Annotated in this window: 17 protein-coding genes; all 17 read left to right on the forward strand. The window is 43.9% G+C overall.

Going from position 1 to position 21,730, the window contains the following annotated elements:
* Positions 1–231 precede the first annotated feature (231 nt).
* The 17 genes from RH061_RS08485 to pnp all read left to right on the forward strand — a co-directional run bounded on the left by RH061_RS08485 (position 232) and on the right by pnp (position 21,608).
* The gene (locus tag RH061_RS08485; protein ID WP_311075350.1) at positions 232–1,008 is read left to right on the forward strand and encodes an undecaprenyl pyrophosphate synthase; all 777 of its coding nucleotides are present in this window, start codon (positions 232–234) and stop codon (positions 1,006–1,008) included.
* Positions 1,009–1,027: 19 nt separating this feature from the next.
* A complete protein-coding gene (locus RH061_RS08490) occupies positions 1,028–1,816 on the forward strand; it encodes a phosphatidate cytidylyltransferase (RefSeq protein ID WP_311075352.1) in 789 nt (262 codons plus the stop codon).
* Positions 1,817–1,912: 96 nt separating this feature from the next.
* Positions 1,913–3,055, forward strand: coding sequence for a 1-deoxy-D-xylulose-5-phosphate reductoisomerase (dxr, locus tag RH061_RS08495; protein ID WP_311075353.1), 1,143 nt, complete (start codon positions 1,913–1,915; stop codon positions 3,053–3,055).
* 50 nt (positions 3,056–3,105) lie between these two features.
* Positions 3,106–4,368 carry an RIP metalloprotease RseP gene (gene rseP, locus RH061_RS08500; RefSeq protein ID WP_311075355.1) on the forward strand — a complete coding sequence of 421 codons (1,263 nt, stop codon included), beginning with the start codon at positions 3,106–3,108 and terminating at the stop codon, positions 4,366–4,368.
* Between the two features lie 78 nt (positions 4,369–4,446).
* Entirely contained in the window at positions 4,447–6,150 is a 1,704-nt protein-coding gene (locus RH061_RS08505; protein ID WP_311075357.1) for a proline--tRNA ligase, read from the forward strand.
* A gap of 648 nt (positions 6,151–6,798) precedes the next feature.
* On the forward strand, positions 6,799–11,124 hold the full coding sequence (locus RH061_RS08510; RefSeq protein WP_311075359.1) for a PolC-type DNA polymerase III: 4,326 nt from the start codon (positions 6,799–6,801) through the stop codon (positions 11,122–11,124).
* Positions 11,125–11,338: 214 nt separating this feature from the next.
* Positions 11,339–11,809 carry a ribosome maturation factor RimP gene (gene rimP / locus RH061_RS08515; protein ID WP_311075361.1) on the forward strand — a complete coding sequence of 157 codons (471 nt, stop codon included), beginning with the start codon at positions 11,339–11,341 and terminating at the stop codon, positions 11,807–11,809.
* A 199-nt stretch (positions 11,810–12,008) separates the two neighbouring features.
* On the forward strand, positions 12,009–13,118 hold the full coding sequence (gene nusA, locus RH061_RS08520; protein WP_311075363.1) for a transcription termination factor NusA: 1,110 nt from the start codon (positions 12,009–12,011) through the stop codon (positions 13,116–13,118).
* A 16-nt stretch (positions 13,119–13,134) separates the two neighbouring features.
* Positions 13,135–13,416: an RNase P modulator RnpM gene (gene rnpM, locus RH061_RS08525; RefSeq protein WP_311075365.1), complete on the forward strand. Its 282-nt coding sequence runs from the start codon at positions 13,135–13,137 to the stop codon at positions 13,414–13,416.
* Entirely contained in the window at positions 13,416–13,718 is a 303-nt protein-coding gene (locus RH061_RS08530) for a YlxQ family RNA-binding protein (RefSeq protein WP_226643846.1), read from the forward strand. The genes rnpM and RH061_RS08530 overlap by 1 nt, the downstream gene beginning before the upstream one ends.
* Positions 13,719–13,737: 19 nt before the next feature.
* A complete protein-coding gene (gene infB, locus RH061_RS08535; RefSeq protein ID WP_311075367.1) occupies positions 13,738–16,029 on the forward strand; it encodes a translation initiation factor IF-2 in 2,292 nt (763 codons plus the stop codon).
* Positions 16,029–16,310: a DUF503 domain-containing protein gene (locus tag RH061_RS08540; RefSeq protein WP_167831710.1), complete on the forward strand. Its 282-nt coding sequence runs from the start codon at positions 16,029–16,031 to the stop codon at positions 16,308–16,310. The genes infB and RH061_RS08540 overlap by 1 nt, the downstream gene beginning before the upstream one ends.
* A 19-nt stretch (positions 16,311–16,329) precedes the next feature.
* A complete protein-coding gene (gene rbfA / locus RH061_RS08545) occupies positions 16,330–16,710 on the forward strand; it encodes a 30S ribosome-binding factor RbfA (RefSeq protein ID WP_311075368.1) in 381 nt (126 codons plus the stop codon).
* Positions 16,711–16,830: 120 nt separating this feature from the next.
* The gene (gene truB / locus RH061_RS08550; protein WP_311075369.1) at positions 16,831–17,748 is read left to right on the forward strand and encodes a tRNA pseudouridine(55) synthase TruB; all 918 of its coding nucleotides are present in this window, start codon (positions 16,831–16,833) and stop codon (positions 17,746–17,748) included.
* Positions 17,749–17,845: 97 nt separating this feature from the next.
* Complete coding sequence (gene ribF / locus RH061_RS08555) at positions 17,846–18,799, forward strand: bifunctional riboflavin kinase/FAD synthetase (RefSeq protein WP_311075371.1); 954 nt, start codon at positions 17,846–17,848, stop codon at positions 18,797–18,799.
* Positions 18,800–18,922: 123 nt separating this feature from the next.
* Positions 18,923–19,192 carry a 30S ribosomal protein S15 gene (rpsO, locus tag RH061_RS08560; RefSeq protein ID WP_167831706.1) on the forward strand — a complete coding sequence of 90 codons (270 nt, stop codon included), beginning with the start codon at positions 18,923–18,925 and terminating at the stop codon, positions 19,190–19,192.
* Between the two features lie 298 nt (positions 19,193–19,490).
* On the forward strand, positions 19,491–21,608 hold the full coding sequence (pnp, locus tag RH061_RS08565; protein WP_311075373.1) for a polyribonucleotide nucleotidyltransferase: 2,118 nt from the start codon (positions 19,491–19,493) through the stop codon (positions 21,606–21,608).
* Positions 21,609–21,730: the final 122 nt, after the last annotated feature.

Raw genomic sequence — 21,730 nt, forward strand, 5'->3', positions numbered from 1 at the left:
CAGGGGCAGGCTGGAATTGTAGAATATTCATGTGAGACCATCCGTTTATAGAGATATCTTTTTTCTTTTTTGGTATGATAGTGGCATATGGAATTGAAAGAGAGAAGAAAAGGATTACTCTATCGCTTTTAATGAGCAGTCCAGCTTCAGCGCCAAACCGATCCCTGGTACAGTCAGCCGGGATCAATGACTCATTGGAGCTAAAGATAATCTTTTGGGGGAGCTGTCACAATGTTAAATAAAATGAATCCGTGGAAGAAGGATCAAAATCCTGCCAGTTTCCGAGATCGCATACTTCAAATTAAAGATCACGAAGTTCCTTCTCATGTTGCCATTATTATGGATGGTAACGGACGCTGGGCTAAAAAGCGTGCTTTGCCCCGGGTTGCTGGCCATCATGAAGGCATGAAGGTTGTCCGCAAAATAACCAAGCTGGCCAACGAGCTTGGTGTCAAAACGCTAACTGTTTATGCTTTTTCTACTGAAAACTGGAAAAGGCCGAAAATGGAAGTTGATTTCCTGATGAAGCTGCCTGAAGAATTCCTAGGCACCTTCCTCCCTGAATTGATCGAAGAAAATGTCCGTGTCGAAATGATTGGTTATATGGATAAACTTCCTGAGCATACCAAAAGGGCTGTCGGAAAAGCAATGGAAGACACGAAGGATAATACAGGTCTTGTATTGAATTTTGCCCTTAACTATGGAAGCCGCGCAGAAATCATTGATGGAGTCAAAAGAGTCATGGATGATGTAAAAAATGGAAAGATGTCAGAAAGTGAGTTAACTGAAGAAGTCTTTTCATCTTACTTGATGACAAAAGATCTGGATGACCCCGACTTGTTGATCCGGACAAGTGGAGAAATCCGCTTAAGCAATTTTATGCTTTGGCAGCTAGCATACACGGAGTTCTGGTTTACTGATGTTTTGTGGCCGGACTTCAATGAAGAACACTTTGTCGAAGCAATTGAAGCATTCCAGGGCCGGCAGCGGCGTTTTGGAGGAGTATAAAAAAGGTGTGAATTAATAGATGAAGCAAAGAATCATTACAGCAGTCATAGCAGCAGCTGTTTTTCTTCCAATCGTTATTTTCGGAGGCTTGCCATTTATCGCAATGGTGTATCTTATAGCATCCGTAGCATTGTACGAAGCATTGAAGATGAAGCATATAAAGCTTCTTTCCGTTCCGGGAATTCTTTCATTGCTGTTATTATGGATTTTCCTTATTCCTGAACAATACAGCAATCTCGTTGATGAATTAAATTATACAAAACTAGAGCTTTTCTTCCTTGGAGTGCTTTTATTTCTGACGTATACTGTCATAACAAAGAATCGCTTCACTTTTGAGGATGTTGGCTTTTCAATCCTGTCAACACTTTATGTCGGGCTCGGTTTTTATTTCTTCATTGAAACAAGGGAAGAAAGTCTGATCTATGTGTTTTACTCACTATTCATTATATGGGCAACCGATTCAGGAGCCTATTTTATCGGACGTGCAATTGGCAAAAATAAGCTATGGCCTGAAATCAGTCCTAACAAGACAACAGAAGGCTTCTTTGGCGGTGTAGTATCTGCACTCATTGTTGCTGCACTGTTCAGTTTGTTTGGTGATATGAAGACCCCGACACTGATACTGCTGATAGCGACAGCCTTTTTATCAGTATTTGGCCAGATTGGTGATCTTGTTGAGTCAGCTCTGAAGCGACATTACAATGTGAAGGACTCAGGCAATATCCTTCCAGGCCACGGAGGCATGCTTGACCGCTTTGACAGCTTGCTGTTTGTCTGGCCATTAATCCATCTGTTCCATTTGTTATAATGTCTTGATTTTCACGGTGAAAAAGAGACAGCAACCAATTAATTTTGATAATACCGGGTGCACCGTTTCCCGTTGGAGATATTAGGAGTGAAATTTGTGAAAAGAATCAGCTTGTTGGGAGCAACAGGATCAATTGGGATCCAAACTCTCGATGTAATCAGGGAGCATCCTGAAGAGTTCAAGCTAGTATCGATGTCTTCTGGCAGGAACATGGAACTTACCAGGAAAATCATATCTGAATTTTTGCCAGAACTTGTTTCTGTACAGGAGAAAGACGATGCTGAAAAGCTAAAATCAGAGTTTCCACAGATGAAGATTGTATTTGGACAAGAAGGCCTCGAAGAAGTAGCCGTTTTTCAAAAGGCAGATATTCTTGTGAATGCAGTACTCGGAAGTGTTGGTTTAGGGCCGACATTGGAGGCAATTAAATCAGGAAAAACGATTGCGATTGCCAATAAGGAAACGCTTGTAACCGCAGGCCATATTGTTATGGCTGAGGCAAAACGCCATAATGTGCCGATCCTTCCTGTTGACAGCGAGCATTCGGCGATTTTTCAGGCCTTGCAAGGCGAAAGGGAAAAAAATATCGAGAGATTGATCCTAACGGCATCAGGCGGAAGCTTCAGAGACCGGAAAAGAGATGAACTGCAAGGTGTGACGAAAGCAGATGCATTGAACCATCCAAACTGGTCGATGGGAGCAAAAATCACGATCGATTCCGCTACGATGATGAATAAGGGTCTGGAAGTCATTGAAGCTCATTGGCTTTTCTCACTTCCTTATGACGATATATCTGTGCTTCTCCATCGTGAGAGCATCATTCATTCGATGGTAGAGTTCCATGACACAAGTATTATGGCTCAACTGGGAACACCAGATATGAAAGTGCCCATTCAATACGCCCTTACATATCCAGACAGGCTGCCGTTAGTATCGGGGAAAAGATTGAACCTGGCGGAAATTGGGCAGCTCCACTTTTCGGAAATGGACTTTAACCGTTTTCGCTGCCTGAAGTTTGCTTATGATGCTGGCCGGGCGGGCGGCACTTTGCCGGCGGTCATGAATGCCGCTAATGAAGCAGCAGTAGCCGCCTTTTTGGATGACAGAATCACTTTCCTCCAAATTGAAGACTTGATAGAGAAAGCAATGGAAAACCATAACATCATAGAAGGACCTGACCTTGAAACGATTCAAGAGGTTGACAAAGAGACAAGAAGGTATGTAAAGTCACTACTATAATTTAAGTCTCTATAGTGGATTCTTATCCTATTAAAAGGTGGTTAGAAAATTTGAATACAGTTATTGCCTTTATCGTCATTTTTGGCGCCCTTGTGTTCTTCCATGAACTTGGGCACTTGATTTTCGCCAAACGTGCAGGGATCCTCTGCCGTGAATTTGCAATTGGATTCGGTCCAAAAGTCTTTTCATTCAAGAAAAATGAAACGACTTATACCATCCGCCTCCTGCCTATCGGCGGGTTTGTCAGAATGGCTGGCGAAGATCCGGAAATGATTGAGATCAAGCCAGGGCATAGAGTAGGTTTGCTTTTTAATAACAGTGAAGAAGTTCATAAAATCATTCTGAATAATAAGGAAAAGTATCCAGACGCAAGAATTATCGAAGTGGAAAGAGCCGATATCGAACGCGACCTTTATATTAAAGGTTATGAAGAAGGGGAGGATGACAGCCAGCTGGCCTCTTTCCCTATCAGTAAATCAGCGGTGCTTGTAGAGAATGGAGTAGAAACACAAATTGCTCCATTTGACAGACAGTTCGGATCAAAAACGCTTGGGCAGCGTACGATGGCTATCTTTGCTGGACCAATGATGAACTTCCTCCTTGCAATGGTTATTTTCATCATCCTGGCCATTTTTCAGGGGATCCCGTCTAACGAACCCATTTTAGGAAAGTTGACCCCGGATGGCAGTGCCCTTAAGGCAGGTCTGCAAGAGGGTGACGTCATTAACAGCATTGAAGGCTCAGAGGTATCAAGCTGGCAGGATGTGGTTGAAATCATCCGCAAGAATCCTGGGAATGAATTGGATTTCTCAATTGTTCGTGAAGGACAAAACATTGAGATGCCTGTTACACCTGAAGTAAAGGATGTTGAAGGGGAAAAAATCGGATTGATCGGCGTCTACAGCCCGGTAGAAAAGTCGCCATTGAAATCGATATCCTATGGTGTGAAGGAAACTTACTTCTGGACAAAAGAAATTTTCAGCATGCTAGGGAAATTGCTGACCGGCCAATTCTCAATCGATGCCTTATCGGGACCTGTGGGTATTTATGTCTCAACTGACACGGTTGCTAAATCCGGCATCTTCTATCTAATGAAATGGGCGGCAATCCTGAGTATCAACCTGGGAATCATGAACCTGCTTCCATTCCCGGCACTGGATGGCGGCAGGCTGACCTTCTTTGCAGTGGAAGCGCTGAGAGGCAAGCCAATCGATAAGCAAAAAGAAGGAATGGTCCACTTCATCGGCTTCGCTTTGTTAATGCTGCTGATGCTGGTGGTTACCTGGAATGATATTCAAAGATTCTTCCTGTAACATATAACTTCCTGCCCGGTCTCCATCGGGCAGGAAAATTTTTAAAAACATGAACTTATCCTAATGAGGTGTTAATCAATGAAGCAAAGTATGTCGCTTATTCCTACTTTAAGAGAAGTACCATCAGATGCAGAAGTCAAAAGCCATCAGCTTTTGCTCAGAGCTGGATTCATCCGCCAAACCGCGAGCGGTGTTTATACATACATGCCTTTAGGGCGCAAGGTCCTGCAAAAAGTAGAGGCCATCATCAGGGAAGAAATGAATAACGCAGGTGCAGCTGAGCTATTCATGCCAGCGCTGCAGCAAGCTGAACTATGGCAGGAATCTGGCCGCTGGTATTCCTATGGCCCAGAACTTATGAGACTAAAGGACAGGCATGACCGGGAGTTTGCGCTTGGCGCGACACATGAAGAGGTGATCACAAGCCTTGTGCGTGATGAAGTGAAATCTTATAAGCGTCTTCCACTGACACTTTATCAGATCCAGACTAAATTCCGTGATGAAAAACGTCCAAGATTCGGACTATTACGCGGCCGTGAATTCATCATGAAGGATGCCTACTCCTTCCATGCAACACAAGAGAGTCTTGATGAGGTGTATGAGCGTATTTTCCAGGCTTATTCGAACGTATTCAGACGCTGTGGATTGAACTTCCGTGCAGTTATTGCCGATTCAGGAGCAATGGGAGGAAAGGATACACATGAATTCATGGTCCTTTCAGATATCGGAGAAGATACAATTGCCTATTCCGATACATCTGAATTTGCAGCGAATATTGAAATGGCACCAGTAACAGCTGTTTATGAGAAGAGCAGCGAACCAGTTAAGGAACTTGAAAAAGTACACACTGAAAACAAGAAGACAATCGATGAAGTATCTTCCTTCCTTAATGTTGAAGCAAAAGATTGCATCAAGTCTCTCCTTTTCAAAGTGGATGATCGCTATGTCCTTGTTTTAGTCCGGGGTGACCATGATGTGAACGATATCAAATTGAAAAATTACTTTGAGGCTTCTGTTGTTGAGCTTGCCGACACAGCGACAACAAGAGAGGTTCTTGGCTGCTCAGTAGGCTCATTAGGACCGGTCGGAGTAGAAAGTGTCGAGGTAATCGCTGACAATGCTATACAGGCTATCGTAAATGGTGTCTGCGGAGCAAATGAAGAAGATTATCATTATACAAATGTTAATCCTGAACGTGACTTCAAGGTTGCAGCCTTTACCGACCTGCGCTTCATTCAAGAGGGAGATCCATCTCCGGATGGCCAGGGAACAATTGTTTTCGCCAAAGGCATTGAGGTAGGACATGTATTCAAGCTTGGCACGAGATACAGTGAGGCAATGAATGCAGAGATTCTTGATGAGAATGGAAGAACAAAGCCAATGATCATGGGCTGCTACGGAATTGGTGTTTCCCGTACAATGGCTGCAGTAGCAGAACAATTCAATGATGAAAACGGCCTCGTATGGCCAACCAATATCTCACCGTTCGATGTCCATCTTATTGCAGTGAACATGAAGGACAGCGCCCAGGCAGAATTAGCACAAGAGTTATACTCCAGCCTGCAGGCTGCAGGAATGGAAGTACTTCTTGATGATCGTCAGGAAAGACCTGGAGTCAAATTCGCGGATTCAGACTTGATTGGTTTACCTGTAAGGGTTACAGTCGGCAAGAAAGCAAGCGAAGGAATCGTCGAAGTGAAAGTCCGTAAAAACGGCGAAATGCAAGAAGTGCAAAAAGACGACTTAGCAGGAGTCTTGAAAAATATTTTGCAAGAACTATAATCAGATGGCGGATCCTTTATCAGGGTCCGCTTTTTTTAGTTATTCGCGGAAAACTTCATTCCAAAGAGATGGTATTTCCCTGATAATTGGAAGAGGACGCAATTATAGTGGCTTTTTGATAAATTATCGCTCTGCTTTGAGAGATTAATGCAGATATTTAAGAAAATATTAGCTTGTTTTAAGAAATTATCAGTCATGTATAAGAGAATAATTTTTCCAGTATGTGAAACCCCAATTGCAGATATACTTCCCCTGCAAAACGTACCCTTATGCCTCCTCTTCACTCCCTATACGGTATAAACGTACCCTTTATGCCTCCCCTTTGCTCCAGATAAGGGTAAATTAAGCATCTATACATGCTCTTGTGCATCATTTTCACTCCCCATAAGGACACATTCCCCTGCTCTTCACTGCTTAAATTAGCAAATCAAGAGCTTAATGATTGCTGAGTTTGTTTACGGTCTAGATAAAAGATATTTTTGTTGATTAATCGAAATGGTAATATCAAACACAGGTAACGGTACTAGCATTTTATGTTATAATTACCTTTGCTATTAAACACCATAACATCCAACTAGAGTTGTTTTTAAACGGGCAAATTCGCCTGATAGATAGAATTTAAGCTTTTCAGATGGGAGAGAAATAACCATGGGTGATCTTTCTTCAGGGAAAAAAGAAAGGTTTCAGCTCCTGCTGCAGCAGCTGCAGCTAACAGAAGATGCAATTGTCACTCATTTTCAAAACGCTGAAATCGATAGGGTAGTGATTGAGAAACAGGCAAGGAAATGGCATTTCTTTTTCCAGTTTGAAAAAATCATTCCTTGTCATCTGTATAACACATTCATTGGCAAGCTGGAACAGACTTTCTCGCATATTGCGAAAATATCATACTCGGTAAAAGTACTTGAACAGGCAATCAGTGACCAGGAAATCCTTGATTACTGGAAGTCATGCATTAAAGAAATAGATGGAATCGCCCCTCCGTTGTTGAAGCTCCTGAATGAGCAAGTTCCGCAAGTCCAGGGAACAAAACTTGTTTTAACAGCAAGGAATGAAGCTGAAGGACTTGCGCTTAAGCGTAAATATGGCGGCATGATCGCGGAGATTTACCAGAGTTTCGGATTCCCTTTACTGACGATTGATACGATTGTAAGTGAAGAAAGTTCTTCAGATGAATACGAAAAATTCATGAAGGCTAAAGAGAAGGAAGACCAGGAACGCGGTTTGATGGCGATGATCGAAATGCAGAAAAAGGAAGCAGAACAAGCCAAGGGAGATGGAGTGCCGCAGGATGGTCCTGTTAACATCGGGCTTACGATTAAGGATGATGCTGACTTCCGCAAGCTTGAAGACATCGTTGATGAAGAGCGCCGTGTAGCAGTTGAGGGCTTTGTATTCTTTGCCGAAACAAAAGAGCTTCGCAGCGGCAGGACGCTTTTGACCTTCAAGATTACGGACTATACAAGCTCCATCATGGTAAAAATGTTCTCTCGTGATAAAGAAGACGCGGCAATTTACCAGCGCATCACAAAAGGGATGTGGCTAAAGGTAAGAGGAAGCATCCAGAATGACACCTTTGTCCGCGATCTTGTCATGATAGGAAATGACGTGAACGAAATCAAACCTAAAGGAAGAATCGATTCTGCGCCAGAAGGCGAAAAAAGAGTCGAGCTTCACCTTCATACACCAATGAGCCAGATGGACGCGGTATCACCTGTCAGCGCACTGGTAAGCCAGGCAGCTAAGTGGGGCCACAAAGCCGTGGCCATCACTGATCATGCAGTTGTGCAATCCTACCCTGAAGCATTCGGGGCGGGAAAGAAAAATGACATCAAGATCCTTTACGGTGTGGAAATTAACCTTGTTGATGATGGGGTGCCGATTGCTTACAACGACGCGCACAGAGTGCTTGCAGACGACACGTATGTCGTATTCGACGTAGAAACAACAGGGCTGTCCGCCGTATACGATACAATCATTGAATTGGCTGCGGTCAAAATCCGCGGCGGTGAAATCATCGACCGGTTTGAGTCATTCGCAAATCCGCATCACCGTTTATCAGCGACAACCATCAACCTTACCGGTATTACCGATGATATGGTCCGCAATGCACCGGAAGTAAGTGAAGTACTGCAAAAGTTCCATGAATGGACAGGCGACAGCGTCCTGGTTGCCCACAACGCATCATTCGATATGGGCTTCCTGAACGTCGGCTATAAAAAGATTGGATTGGGGAAATCGCCAAACCCGGTTATCGATACATTGGAGCTTGGCCGTTTTCTGTATCCTGATATGAAAAACCATAGATTGAATACCTTGGCGAAAAAATTCGATATTGAACTGACTCAGCATCACCGTGCAATCTATGATGCTGAAGCTACCGGCTATCTATTGCTGAAAATGCTCAAGGATGCAGCCGAAAAAGGACTGGAATACCACGATCAGCTTAATGACAATATGGGGCAAGGAAAAGCATTCCAGAGAGCGCGCCCATATCATGCTACTTTGCTGGCTAAAAACGAAGTCGGCATGAAAAACATCTTCAAACTTGTATCGATTTCTCATATTGATTACTTTTACAGAGTGCCGAGGATTCCTCGATCCGTTCTGAATAAGCACCGTGAAGGGATCCTTATAGGTTCCGCATGTGACAAGGGTGAAGTTTTTGAAGGCATGATGCAAAAAGGGCCTGAAGAGGTCGAAGAAGCAGCACAGTTTTATGATTACCTTGAGGTCCATCCGAAAGCTGTTTATGCCCACCTGCTTGAGCTTGAATTAGTGCGGGACCAGAAAGCACTTGAAGATATCATTAACAATATCGTCAAGCTAGGGGAGAAATTGGACTTGCCGGTAGTAGCGACCGGGAATGTTCATTACTTAAATGAAAATGATAAAATCTATCGGAAAATCCTTATTAATTCCCAGGGTGGAGCTAACCCGCTAAATCGCCATCAGCTTCCTGACGTGCACTTCAGGACAACGAATGAAATGCTGGATGCTTTTAAGTTTTTAGGAGAGGCAAAGGCGAAAGAGATTGTTGTTGAAAATACAAATAAGATCGCAGACATGATCGATGTCATCAAGCCGATCAAAGACGATCTTTACACGCCGAAAATCGAGGGCGCAGATGAAGAAATGCGCAGCATGAGCTATGGAATGGCCCGCAGCATCTATGGGGATGACCTTCCTGAAATCGTTGAGGCCCGTCTTGAAAAAGAATTGAAGAGTATCATTGACAATGGATTTGCCGTTATCTATTTGATTTCTCATAAACTTGTTAAAAAGTCTCTGGATGATGGCTATCTGGTAGGGTCGCGTGGATCGGTCGGATCTTCTTTCGTAGCGACGATGACGGAGATCACCGAAGTTAATCCACTGCCGCCGCATTATGTATGCCCTAAGTGCAAGAAATCTGAGTTCTTCAATGATGGGTCAGTCGGTTCAGGTTTTGACCTTCCAGATAAGGATTGCCCGGATTGCGGAATCAAATATAAAAAAGACGGCCATGACATACCGTTTGAAACCTTCCTTGGTTTCAAAGGGGACAAGGTACCCGATATCGACTTGAACTTCTCGGGTGAATACCAGCCTCGTGCCCATAACTATACGAAAGTCCTGTTTGGTGAGGATTATGTTTATCGTGCAGGTACAATAGGTACCGTTGCGGATAAGACGGCTTATGGTTATGTAAAAGGCTACCAGGGCGATAATAACTTGCAGCTTCGCGGAGCGGAAATTGACCGTCTTGCATCTGGCTGTACCGGTGTAAAAAGGACGACTGGACAGCACCCGGGGGGAATCATTGTTGTTCCTGATTACATGGACATTTTTGATTTTTCGCCAATCCAGTTCCCTGCAGACAGCAGCACGTCCGAATGGAAAACAACTCACTTTGATTTCCATTCGATTCATGATAACTTGTTGAAACTGGATATTCTCGGGCACGATGACCCGACTGTTATCAGGATGCTTCAGGATTTAAGCGGGATTGATCCTAAGACCATCCCGACTGATGACCCTGAAGTGATGAAGATTTTCAGCGGAACAGAGTCGCTCGGGGTGACTGAACAACAAATCATGTCAAAGACGGGATCTTTGGGAATCCCTGAATTCGGTACGCGCTTTGTTCGCCAGATGCTTGAGGATACAAAGCCGACGACCTTCTCGGAGCTGGTACAGATCTCAGGTCTGTCCCACGGTACGGACGTTTGGCTCGGTAATGCCCAGGAATTGATCCATAACAATATCTGTAACCTCAGCGAAGTTATCGGCTGCCGTGATGATATCATGGTCTACCTGATTTACCAGGGGTTAGAGCCGGCATTCGCGTTTAAAATCATGGAATCGGTCCGTAAAGGAAAAGGGCTGTCGGATGAAATGGAAGAGGAAATGCGCAAGAATAAAGTGCCTGAATGGTATATCGATTCTTGTAAAAAAATCAAGTACATGTTCCCTAAAGCTCACGCCGCAGCTTATGTTTTAATGGCCGTGAGGATTGCTTATTTCAAAGTGCACCATCCGCTCATGTATTATGCAGCCTATTTCACGGTCAGAGCAGATGACTTCGATGTCGATGCAATGGTTCGCGGCTCCGAAAGCATCCGGGCAGTGATTGAAGAAATCAATGCCAAGGGTCTGGAGGCGTCGACAAAAGAGAAGAACTTGATGACCGTAATGGAACTCGCGCTGGAAATGTGTGAGCGAGGATTTGGATTTGCAAAGGTAGATCTATACAAATCGAGTGCGTCAGAGTTCATTATCGAAGGCGATAAGCTCATCCCGCCATTCAATGCGATTCCTGGACTCGGAACGAACGCGGCAATAAATATCGTTAAAGCACGTGAAGAAGGAGAATTCCTTTCCAAAGAAGATCTTCAGCAGCGAGGCAAGATTTCCAAGACAATTCTGGAATACCTCGATAACCATGGCTGCCTGGAAGGCATGCCTGACCAGAACCAGTTGTCATTATTTTAATTGAGTTTTTTAAAAAACTACTGGATAGGCACGCCATAACTGCCGTTTGTTTGCAATAAATATCTGGTTATGTTATATTTTTATTGGAAATACTAAGGATATCTCTGGCAGATGAGAGTGGGGCAACCCGCTCTTTCTTGTTTGTTAGGCACTTTTACGGGGATAAAAACCAAATAGTGATTAAGTCATGAGGTTGTGTCAAAGGAGGGATTTTATGAGCAAGATTACCGAAGTTGTGGAAGAGCTAGTAACTCCCATCTTAAATGAAAACGAACTAGAATTAGTAGACATCGAATATGTCAAAGAAGGAAAGAACTGGTTCCTGCGCGTATACATTGATAAGGACAGCGGAATTGATATCGAAGAATGCGGCATCGTCAGTGAGCGCCTTAGCGAAAAGCTCGATGCCATTGACCCAATCCCGCATAACTACTTTTTGGAAGTCTCCTCACCAGGTGCAGAACGCCCGCTGAAAAAGGAGAAGGATTATCAAAAAGCAATCGGCAAGAATGTCTTCATCAAAACCTATGAACCAATTGATGGTGAAAAGGCTTTCGAAGGGATCTTGACTGAATACAACGGGGAAACCGTCACTGTTGAAATGAAGATCAAAACTCGCAAGAAGACAGTTGTCATCCCATTTGATAAGGTTGCCAGCGCGAGGCTTGCAGTCACTTTTTCATAATCTGTCCAGAAAATATCTGCAGTTAATAATTAAAGGATCGTTTCGAACCCTTCTTTTTTAAGCAAAAGTTCTAAACGCTAAAACGTGTGCATCCTTCACAGGAAGGTGAAAACGTTTCGGTGTGAACTGGCGGTCAAAGGGCAGAGTTTCGAAAAGAGCCTTACAAAGTAGGGTAGTAAAAAAGGGGGATTTATATCTCATGAGCAGCGAATTGTTGGATGCTCTTACGATTCTTGAAAAAGAAAAAGGAATTTCGAGGGACATCTTAATTGATGCGATCGAAGCAGCGTTGATTTCTGCATACCGCCGCAACTTTAACCAGGCACAAAACGTACGTATCGATTTGAATCTTGGAAATGGTTCAATGCGCGTTTTTGCAAGGAAGGAAGTTGTTGACGAAGTATTCGATCCACGTCTGGAAATCTCATTAGAAGATGCACAAAAGATCAATCCGAACTACGTGGTTGAAGATGTCGTTGAACTGGAAGTTACGCCTAAGGATTTCGGAAGGATAGCTGCCCAGACTGCCAAGCAGGTAGTGACTCAGCGTGTCCGTGAAGCAGAAAGAGGAATCATCTATTCTGAGTTCATCGATCGTGAAGAAGATATCATGACAGGTATCGTTCAGCGCCAGGATCCTAAGTTCATCTATGTAAGCCTTGGCAAAATCGAGGCGATCCTGCCAGCGAATGAACAGATGCCGAACGAGCACTACAAGCCTCACGACCGCATCAAAGTATTCATCACCAAGGTTGAAAAAACCACTAAAGGTCCACAAATCTTCGTTTCCAGAACCCATCCGGGACTGTTAAAGAGACTATTTGAGATTGAAGTTCCTGAAATCTATGATGGAACAGTTGAAATTAAATCAGTTGCGCGCGAAGCAGGCGACCGTTCGAAGATTTCTGTTCACTCAGATAATCCGGAAGTAGATCCGGTTGGTTCATGTGTCGGCCCACGTGGAACTCGTGTCCAGGCTGTCGTCAATGAACTTAAGGGTGAAAAAATCGATATTGTGAAATGGTCTGAAGACCCAGTTGTATTTGTTGCCAATGCATTGAGCCCATCGAAGGTTTTGGATGTCATTGTCAATGAAGAAGAAAAAGCGACTACCGTTATCGTACCTGATTATCAGCTGTCGCTTGCAATCGGTAAGCGCGGACAAAATGCTCGTCTTGCTGCCAAGCTGACTGGCTGGAAGATTGATATCAAAGCAGAGACTGACGCAAGGGAGTCCGGGATTTACCCTCGTGACAATGAGCCGCTTTTGACTGCAGACGACGATTTTGAAGATGAAGACATCGATTAATGTGAGGTGAATGATCGTGAACAGCCGTAAAAAGGTTCCTATGCGAAAATGTGTCGCAACCGGTGAAATGAGACCGAAGAAAGAACTAGTTCGCATCGTTCGCTCAAAGGAAGGAGAAGTTTCCATTGACCTGACAGGCAAGAAATCGGGCCGTGGCGCTTATCTTTCTAAAGATAAAGAAGCAGTGCAATTAGCAAAGAAACGAAATATATTGTCCAGACAGCTTGACACACAAGTGGACGATGCAATATACGATGAGCTGAATGATCTCATCGAAAAGGAGAGCAGACTATCCTGATGAACTCAAATCAATGGATGTCATTGCTTGGCTTAGCCAATCGAGCACGGAAAATCATCTCAGGGGAAGAGCTTTCCGTCAAAGAAATCAGAAGCGGGAAGGCGAAACTCATTTTGCTTTCTGCGGATGCATCCGCAAATACTACAAAGAAGATTACCGACAAGTGCAAATCCTATAATGTACCTTATAAAGTGGTCCCGGACCGGCACCAGCTTGGCCAGGCGATCGGCAAGGAAGCACGTGTTGTAGTAGCCCTGTTGGACGAGGGTTTTGCAAAAAAACTGTTGACGTTGCTCGATTAATTCTAGCGGGGGTGAAAATATGAGTAAAACACGCGTTTATGAATATGCAAAGAAGCATAATTTATCGAGTAAAGACGTGATTATAAAATTAAAAGAAATGAACATTGAGGTTTCTAACCATATGACTGCTATGGAAGATGAAACCGTGAAGAAGCTTGATGCTGTCTATAACAAGAAAGAAGATAAGCCACAGCAGCAAAGCCAGCAAAAGGCTTCACAGGGACAGAAGCAAGCCCAGAACCGCAATCAAGGCCAAAAGCCTAATCAGGGCCAGAATCACAATCAATCCCAAAACCAAAACCAGCAAAGAAACAACCAGGGACAGCCAAAAGCTCAGCTGAAGACAACAGCCAGTGCTTTTTCAGACGATGAGCGCCGTGCTACAACTCCTGAAAAGGTGAAAACCTCAGCAGCTGCCAAAAAGCCTGGTAACTCCCAGCCTTTCAATAAAAACAACAATAAGAACAAACAGAATAATAAGAACAGAAACCAGCAAAACCAGAATAAAGGCAGACAGAATCAGCAGCCGGCTCAACAGCAGCCGAAAAAGGTCAAAGAGCTTCCTTCAAAAATCACTTTCAGTGAATCATTGACAGTTGCTGAACTGGCTAAGAAGTTGAACCGTGAGCCATCTGAAATTATCAAAAAGCTCTTCATGCTAGGTGTCATGGCTACAATCAACCAGGACCTCGATAAAGATGCGATCGAACTGATTGCTACTGATTACGGTGTTGAAGTGGAAGAGGAAATCAAGATTGACACAACTGATCTTGAAGTTTATTTCACAGAAGATGATGAAGCATCATTGGTTGAAAGACCATCGGTTGTCACAATCATGGGCCACGTTGACCATGGTAAAACAACTTTGCTTGATTCAATCCGTAATACGAAGGTTACGGCAGGGGAAGCCGGTGGCATCACTCAGCATATCGGTGCTTACCAGGTCGAAGAGAACGGCAAGAAGATCACTTTCCTTGATACTCCTGGTCACGCGGCGTTTACAACAATGCGTGCTCGTGGTGCAAAGATTACCGATATCACTATCCTTGTCGTAGCTGCTGATGATGGTGTCAAGCCTCAGACTGTAGAAGCTTTGAACCACGCTAAAGCTGCTGAGGTTCCGATCATCGTAGCGGTAAATAAAATGGACAAACCGACAGCGAATCCAGACCGAGTTATGCAGGAACTGACAGAGTATGGCCTTGTTCCAGAAGCATGGGGCGGCGACACGATCTTTGTTCCAATTTCCGCGCTAACTGGCGAAGGCATTGACAGCCTGCTTGAAATGATTCTGCTTGTTGGTGAAGTGGAAGAATACAAAGCAAATCCTGACAGGAACGCAATTGGTACGGTTATCGAGGCACAGCTTGATAAAGGCCGTGGTTCAGTTGCCACATTGCTAGTACAGAACGGTACATTGAAAATCGGCGATCCAATCGTTGTCGGAAACACGTTCGGCCGTGTCCGTGCAATGGTGAATGATTTAGGGCGCCGCGTCAAAGAAGCAGGTCCATCAGCACCAGTTGAAATTACTGGTCTTAGTGATGTTCCGCAAGCCGGTGACCGCTTTGTCGTATTTGAAGACGAGAAAACTGCGCGTCAGATTGGTGAAATGCGTTCACAGCAGGCATTGCAGGCACAGCGAAGCGAAAAAGCGCGCGTAAGCCTCGATAATTTGTTTGAACATATGAAACAAGGGGAAATGAAAGACCTAAATCTAATTATTAAAGCCGACGTCCAAGGATCAGTTGAAGCACTTGCAGCAGCATTGCAAAAACTGGATGTGGAAGGTGTAAATGTAAGAATCATTCACACTGGTGTTGGTGCGATCAACGAGTCTGACATCACACTTGCGGCAGCTTCTAATGGTATCGTCATCGGCTTCAACGTCCGTCCGGATAATAACGCGAAGCGCGCTGCAGAGTCAGAGAGCGTCGATATCAGACTGCACCGCATTATTTACAAAGTGATTGAAGAAATCGAATCAGCGATGAAGGGCATGCTTGATCCGGTTTATGCCGAAAAGGTCATCGGCCAGGCTGAAGTACGCCAGACCTTCAAGGTATCAAAGATTGGCATGATTGCCGGTTCATATGTGACCGACGGTAAAATCACTCGTGACAGCGGTGTTCGTTTGATCCGTGACGGAGTCGTCATCTTCGAAGGTGAAGTCGATGCACTGAAGCGCTTCAAAGACGATGCAAAGGAAGTAGCACAGGGTTATGAGTGTGGTATTACCATTAAAAACTTCAATGACGTCAAAGAAGGCGATGTTATTGAAGCATATATCATGGAAGAAGTGGAACGTTAATGGTAGTAGGCTTAGCAGCCTGTGAATGCATCATCTATGATGCTCATTCTCTAAAGGAAAAAAGAGCTGTCCTACAGCGGATCATCACAAGGCTGAAGCAGAAGTACAATATTTCGGTTTCTGAAGTGGATCATCAAGATGTTTGGCAGCGGACGACAATTGCCGTTGCAGCTGTTTCAGCTTCGAAGGTGTCAACCGAAAGAGAACTTCAGAATGCCTTGAAAATGATTGACTCTTTTCCAGAGATCGAACGTACCATCACCGAAATAGAATGGCTTTGATAGAACGAGGTGATTGAAAATGGGTCATAGAGTAAATCGTGTTGGCGAACAAATGAAAAAAGAATTAGGCGATATCATCAGCCGCAAAATCAAGGATCCGCGAGTAGGTTTCGTAACAGTAACAGATGTCCAGGTTACTGGGGACCTTCAACAGGCAAAGGTCTATATCTCTGTTTTAGGCGACGAACAACAAAGAGAGGACACTCTTAAAGGATTAGCCAAGGCCAAAGGCTTCATCAGGACAGAAATTGGCCAAAGGATCCGCCTGAGAAAAACGCCTGAACTGATCTTTGAGTTTGATGAAACGATGGCTTATGGTAATCGTATCAATTCATTGATCCATGAGTTGCACAGGGATGAGCAGCCTGGAGAAGAAACGCAAGAAAAGGACAATGATTAACCGGAGTTGACATATATGTCAGCACCATTGATCTTGATATGAAAAATGGATAGACAATTATGTCTATCCATTTTTTTCGATAAGCTACCATCAATACATAAGAAAATGAAGGTGAATGAAATGGAAGGGATTCTGCCTCTTTTTAAGCCAGCGGGAATGACTTCACATGATTGTGTGTTTAAACTCAGGAAACTGTTAAGAACGAAGAAGGTGGGACATACAGGCACCCTTGACCCGGATGTCACCGGGGTATTGCCTATATGTGTAGGCAAGGCGACCAAGATTGCCGAATACATAACGGATGCTGGAAAAGCATATGAGGGAGAAGTAACCCTGGGCTTCACGACAACGACAGAAGATGCATCGGGTGAGAAGGTTGAAGAAAAGCCAGTGGACAGGACAATAACAAGGAAAGAGATCGAACAGGTCCTGCAATCGCTGACAGGTGAAATCGAACAGACTCCTCCTATGTATTCAGCAGTAAAAGTAAATGGAAAAAAACTATATGAATACGCGAGACAAGGGATCGAAGTTGAAAGGCCTACTAGAAAGGTCATTATTTATGCCATCGAGCTTCTTGATAACAGAGAATCATTTGAAGGTGAACAGGTTAGCTTTAAATTCCGGGTATCGTGCAGCAAAGGGACGTATATTCGGACTCTGGCAGTGACGATTGGAGAAAAGCTGGGATATCCAGCGCATATGTCATCCCTTGTGAGAATACAATCCGCGGACTTCACCATCGAGGATTGCTATACATTTGAACAGCTGGAGGAAATGGCTGCAGAAGGCAATCTGGCAGATGCATTGCAACCATTGGAAGCTGGTATTTCTTATTTGCCGAAATATCGCATTAATGATAAAGTAGCAGAGAAAGTGAAAAATGGGGCGCTGCTGCAGATTCCAGAGGAATTTGTGGGGATTAGCGGCCCGATTATCGTAGTAACAGAAGACGGAAAAGCGCTCGCAATCTATAGGTCACATCCTACAAAAACAGGGATGATGAAGCCTGATAAAGTTTTGAGAAATGATCAATAAGACGATCGGTTAAAATTTGTGCTAATGTACAAATGAGCGATGTGAACAATTAGTCTTGATTAATAGAGCAGCTGGGTCAGAAAAGGTGAACAATATCGTGGAAATGATTATGCTAAAACATCCTCATGAACATAAAAAAGAAGATTTCCCTCCCATGGCCATGGCATTGGGCTATTTTGACGGAGTCCACTTAGGCCACCAGCAGGTCATCGAAGAAGCAAGAAAAGAGGCAGCAGCCAAAGGACTGAAGAGTGCGGTCATGACATTTGACCCTCATCCTTCAGTAGTCCTTAGCAAGAGTGTTCAGCACATGGAATATATAACACCATTGGATGACAAGGCTCGAATTATTGAAGAAATGGGAGTGGACTACTTATTTGTCGTTCATTTCTCAACGGATTTTTCGAGTCTGCTGCCTCAGGAATTTGTCGATCAATATATCATCGGCTTGAATGTTCAACATGTCATAGCAGGATTCGACTATTCCTACGGAAAAATGGGGAAAGGGAATATGGAGACAATCCAGTTCCATTCTAGAGGCAAGTTTGATTCCACTGTAGTATCCAAGCTTTCCACTCAAGAAGAAGAGAAGGTCAGCTCTACCTTGATCCGTTCCTTTTTAAGAGACGGAAAGGTGGATGAAATGCCAGGTTTGCTGGGGAGATTTTATACGACAAAGGGAACCGTTATAAATGGAGAGCGCCGAGGCCGTACAATTGGTTTCCCGACTGCGAATGTAGGCATCGAAGACCATTACATTCTCCCGCCAACTGGAGTATACGCTGTAAAGATTCAAGTAGAAGGGGCATGGCATGAAGGTGTCTGCAATGTTGGCTATAAACCAACCTTCCACAAGGAAAAAAAGGACAAACCTTCTGTTGAAGTCCACATCTTCAATTTCAACAAAGAGATTTACGGTGAACCCGCAACAATCGAGTGGCACCTTCGCCTGAGAAGTGAACGAAAATTCGAGGGAATACAGCAGCTTGTTGCCCAAATCGAAAAAGATAAGCAAGAAGCACTCCTATACTTTGAAAAAAACAAGGGTTAGACTTGCTTTTTGTCGTAAAAAGATGTATTCTTATTAACGTATCAAAAAAGAACCTTTGCTTGGCAAGTCGAGTCACCGACGCTTGCTCGGTAACAGGGGATTATTAAATGGAGGTGAATACGGATGGCAATCTCAAAAGTACGTAAAAACGAACTTATCAATGAATTCAAGACTCACGAAAGTGATACTGGATCTCCAGAAGTTCAAATCGCTGTCCTTACTGCAGAAATCAACACTTTGAACGACCACTTGCGCGTTCATAAGAAGGACCACCACTCACGTCGCGGTCTTTTGAAAATGGTAGGTAAGCGTCGTAATCTTTTGACTTACCTTCGTAACAAGGACGTTGCTCGCTACCGCGAGTTAATCAACAAGCTTGGTCTACGTAGATAGTCTGTAAAAGCGGGATTTTTCCCGCTTTTTTATTAGGCAAATTTTTTGTAGTGTACATAACGATTCATTGATATGAAGTGCTCCTTTTTTGAGCATAATATAACATAAAAGACATTTTAACATGGGAGCCCCATTCTCTGTTGGACAAGTTCTGTATAAAACAGGCTGGTTGGGTCGTTCATGGTTTTATCATTCATTATAAAGGTATATTTGTTATATAAGACATGCGTTTGCTGTTTTAAATAAATACCCGGGCAGAGCCAGGGTGTACTTAGTGGTAGAGAGGGGCTAAAAAAGCATGGAACAAGAAAAACAAAGTTTTTCCTTCGACTGGGCAGGGCGCAAGCTAACAGTCGAAATTGGACAGCTTGCAAAGCAAGCAAATGGTGCAGTCCTTGTCCGTTACGGAGATACAGCTGTATTAAGTACAGCTACTGCATCAAAAGAACCGAAGAATTTAGATTTCTTCCCATTGACTGTCAATTATGAAGAGAGACTATATGCTGTCGGAAAAATTCCAGGCGGATTCATTAAACGTGAAGGACGTCCAAGTGAAAAGGCGATTCTTGCGAGCCGATTAATTGACCGTCCAATCCGTCCGTTATTCCCTGATGGATTCCGCAACGATGTCCAGGTAATCAGCATTGTCATGAGTGTGGATCAGGATTGTTCATCAGAAATGGCCGCTATGTTTGGATCTTCATTAGCTCTATCCGTTTCAGATATCCCATTTGGAGGACCAATCGCTGGTGTCACAGTGGGAAGGATTGATGGCAAGTTTGTGATCAACCCATCTGTTGAAGAAACAGAAAAGAGTGATATGCATTTGGTTGTAGCAGGTACAATGGATGCAATCAACATGGTTGAAGCTGGTGCGGAAGAGGTGCCTGAAGAAGTCATGCTTGAAGCGATCATGTTCGGACATGACGAAATCAAGCGTCTGATTGCCTTCCAACAGGAAATCGTCGCGCAAGTAGGTAAAGAAAAAAGAGAGATTAAACTTTTTGAATTAGATAAAGATCTTGAAGCTGAAGTTCGCGGAGTTTGTGAGCAGGATATGATTTCTGCTATCCAGGTACAGGAAAAGCATGCTCGCGAAGATGCGATCAAAGAAGTGAAGAATGCAGTCGTCGCACGCTATGAAGAGCAGGAAGCGGATGATGACAAGCTTAAGCAAGTGAAACAAATCCTTGATAAAATCGTCAAAGGTGAAGTCCGCCGCTTGATTACGGAAGAAAAAGTACGTCCAGACGGCCGTGGAGTCGATGAAATCCGACCGCTTTCTTCTGAAGTAGGCTTGCTTCCTAGAACACATGGTTCTGGATTGTTCACCAGGGGACAAACTCAGGCACTAAGCATCTGTACACTAGGTGCAATGGGTGATGTTCAGATCCTTGACGGTCTTGGAATCGAAGAAGAAAAACGATTCATGCACCATTACAATTTCCCATTATTCTCTGTTGGCGAAACGGGTCCAATCCGTGGGCCGGGACGACGTGAAATCGGGCACGGTGCACTTGGTGAAAGAGCTCTTGAGCCTGTAATTCCGAATGAGAAAGACTTCCCTTACACTGTCCGTCTTGTATCAGAAGTACTCGAATCGAATGGTTCTACTTCACAGGCAAGTATTTGTGCTAGTACATTAGCGCTTATGGATGCAGGGGTGCCAATCAAAGCACCGGTTGCCGGTATTGCAATGGGTCTGATCAAATCTGGAGTACATTATTCTATTCTTTCAGATATCCAGGGTATGGAAGACCACCTTGGGGACATGGACTTTAAAGTAGCTGGAACTGCAAAAGGTGTTACAGCCTTGCAGATGGATATTAAGATTGAAGGATTATCCCGTGAGATTCTTGAGGAAGCTTTACAACAGGCGAAAAAAGGCCGTATGCATATTCTTGAATCCATGCTGGCAACGATCAAAGAACCGCGTGAACAGCTTTCAAAATATGCACCAAAAATCATCACTATGTGGATCAAACCTGATAAAATCCGCGACGTCATTGGGCCAAGCGGAAAACAAATCAACAAGATCATTGAAGAAACTGGCGTGAAAATCGATATCGAACAAGATGGTACGGTATTCATTGGCTCAGTAGATGAAGAAATGATCCAAAGAGCGAAGAAAATCATTGAAGACATTGTCCGTGAAGTTGAAGTCGGAGAAATGTACCTTGGAAAGGTCCGCCGTATTGAAAAGTTTGGTGCGTTCGTTGAAATCTTCCCTGGTAAGGATGGCTTAGTCCATATCTCTGAGCTTGCTGAAGAACGAGTTGGCAAAGTAGAAGACGTACTGAAGCTGGGAGATGAACTCCTCGTCAAGGTAACTGAAATCGACAAGCAAGGCAGAGTCAACCTTTCACGCAAGGCAGTCTTGAAAGAACAACGCGAAAAAGCTGAAAAGCAATCTTAAGATAGTAAAGGCCGGGGGCAACCCCGGCCTTTTTATATTCTTTTTCCATGAACAGTATTTACGCTCGCCGGGCTCTTGTGTAAGATCGTTTTTCTGTTCTCTTCCCAGTGCCTGCCGTTCTA

The organism is Mesobacillus jeotgali (assembly GCF_031759225.1).
Taxonomy (GTDB): Bacteria; Bacillota; Bacilli; order Bacillales; family Cytobacillaceae; genus Mesobacillus; species Mesobacillus jeotgali_B.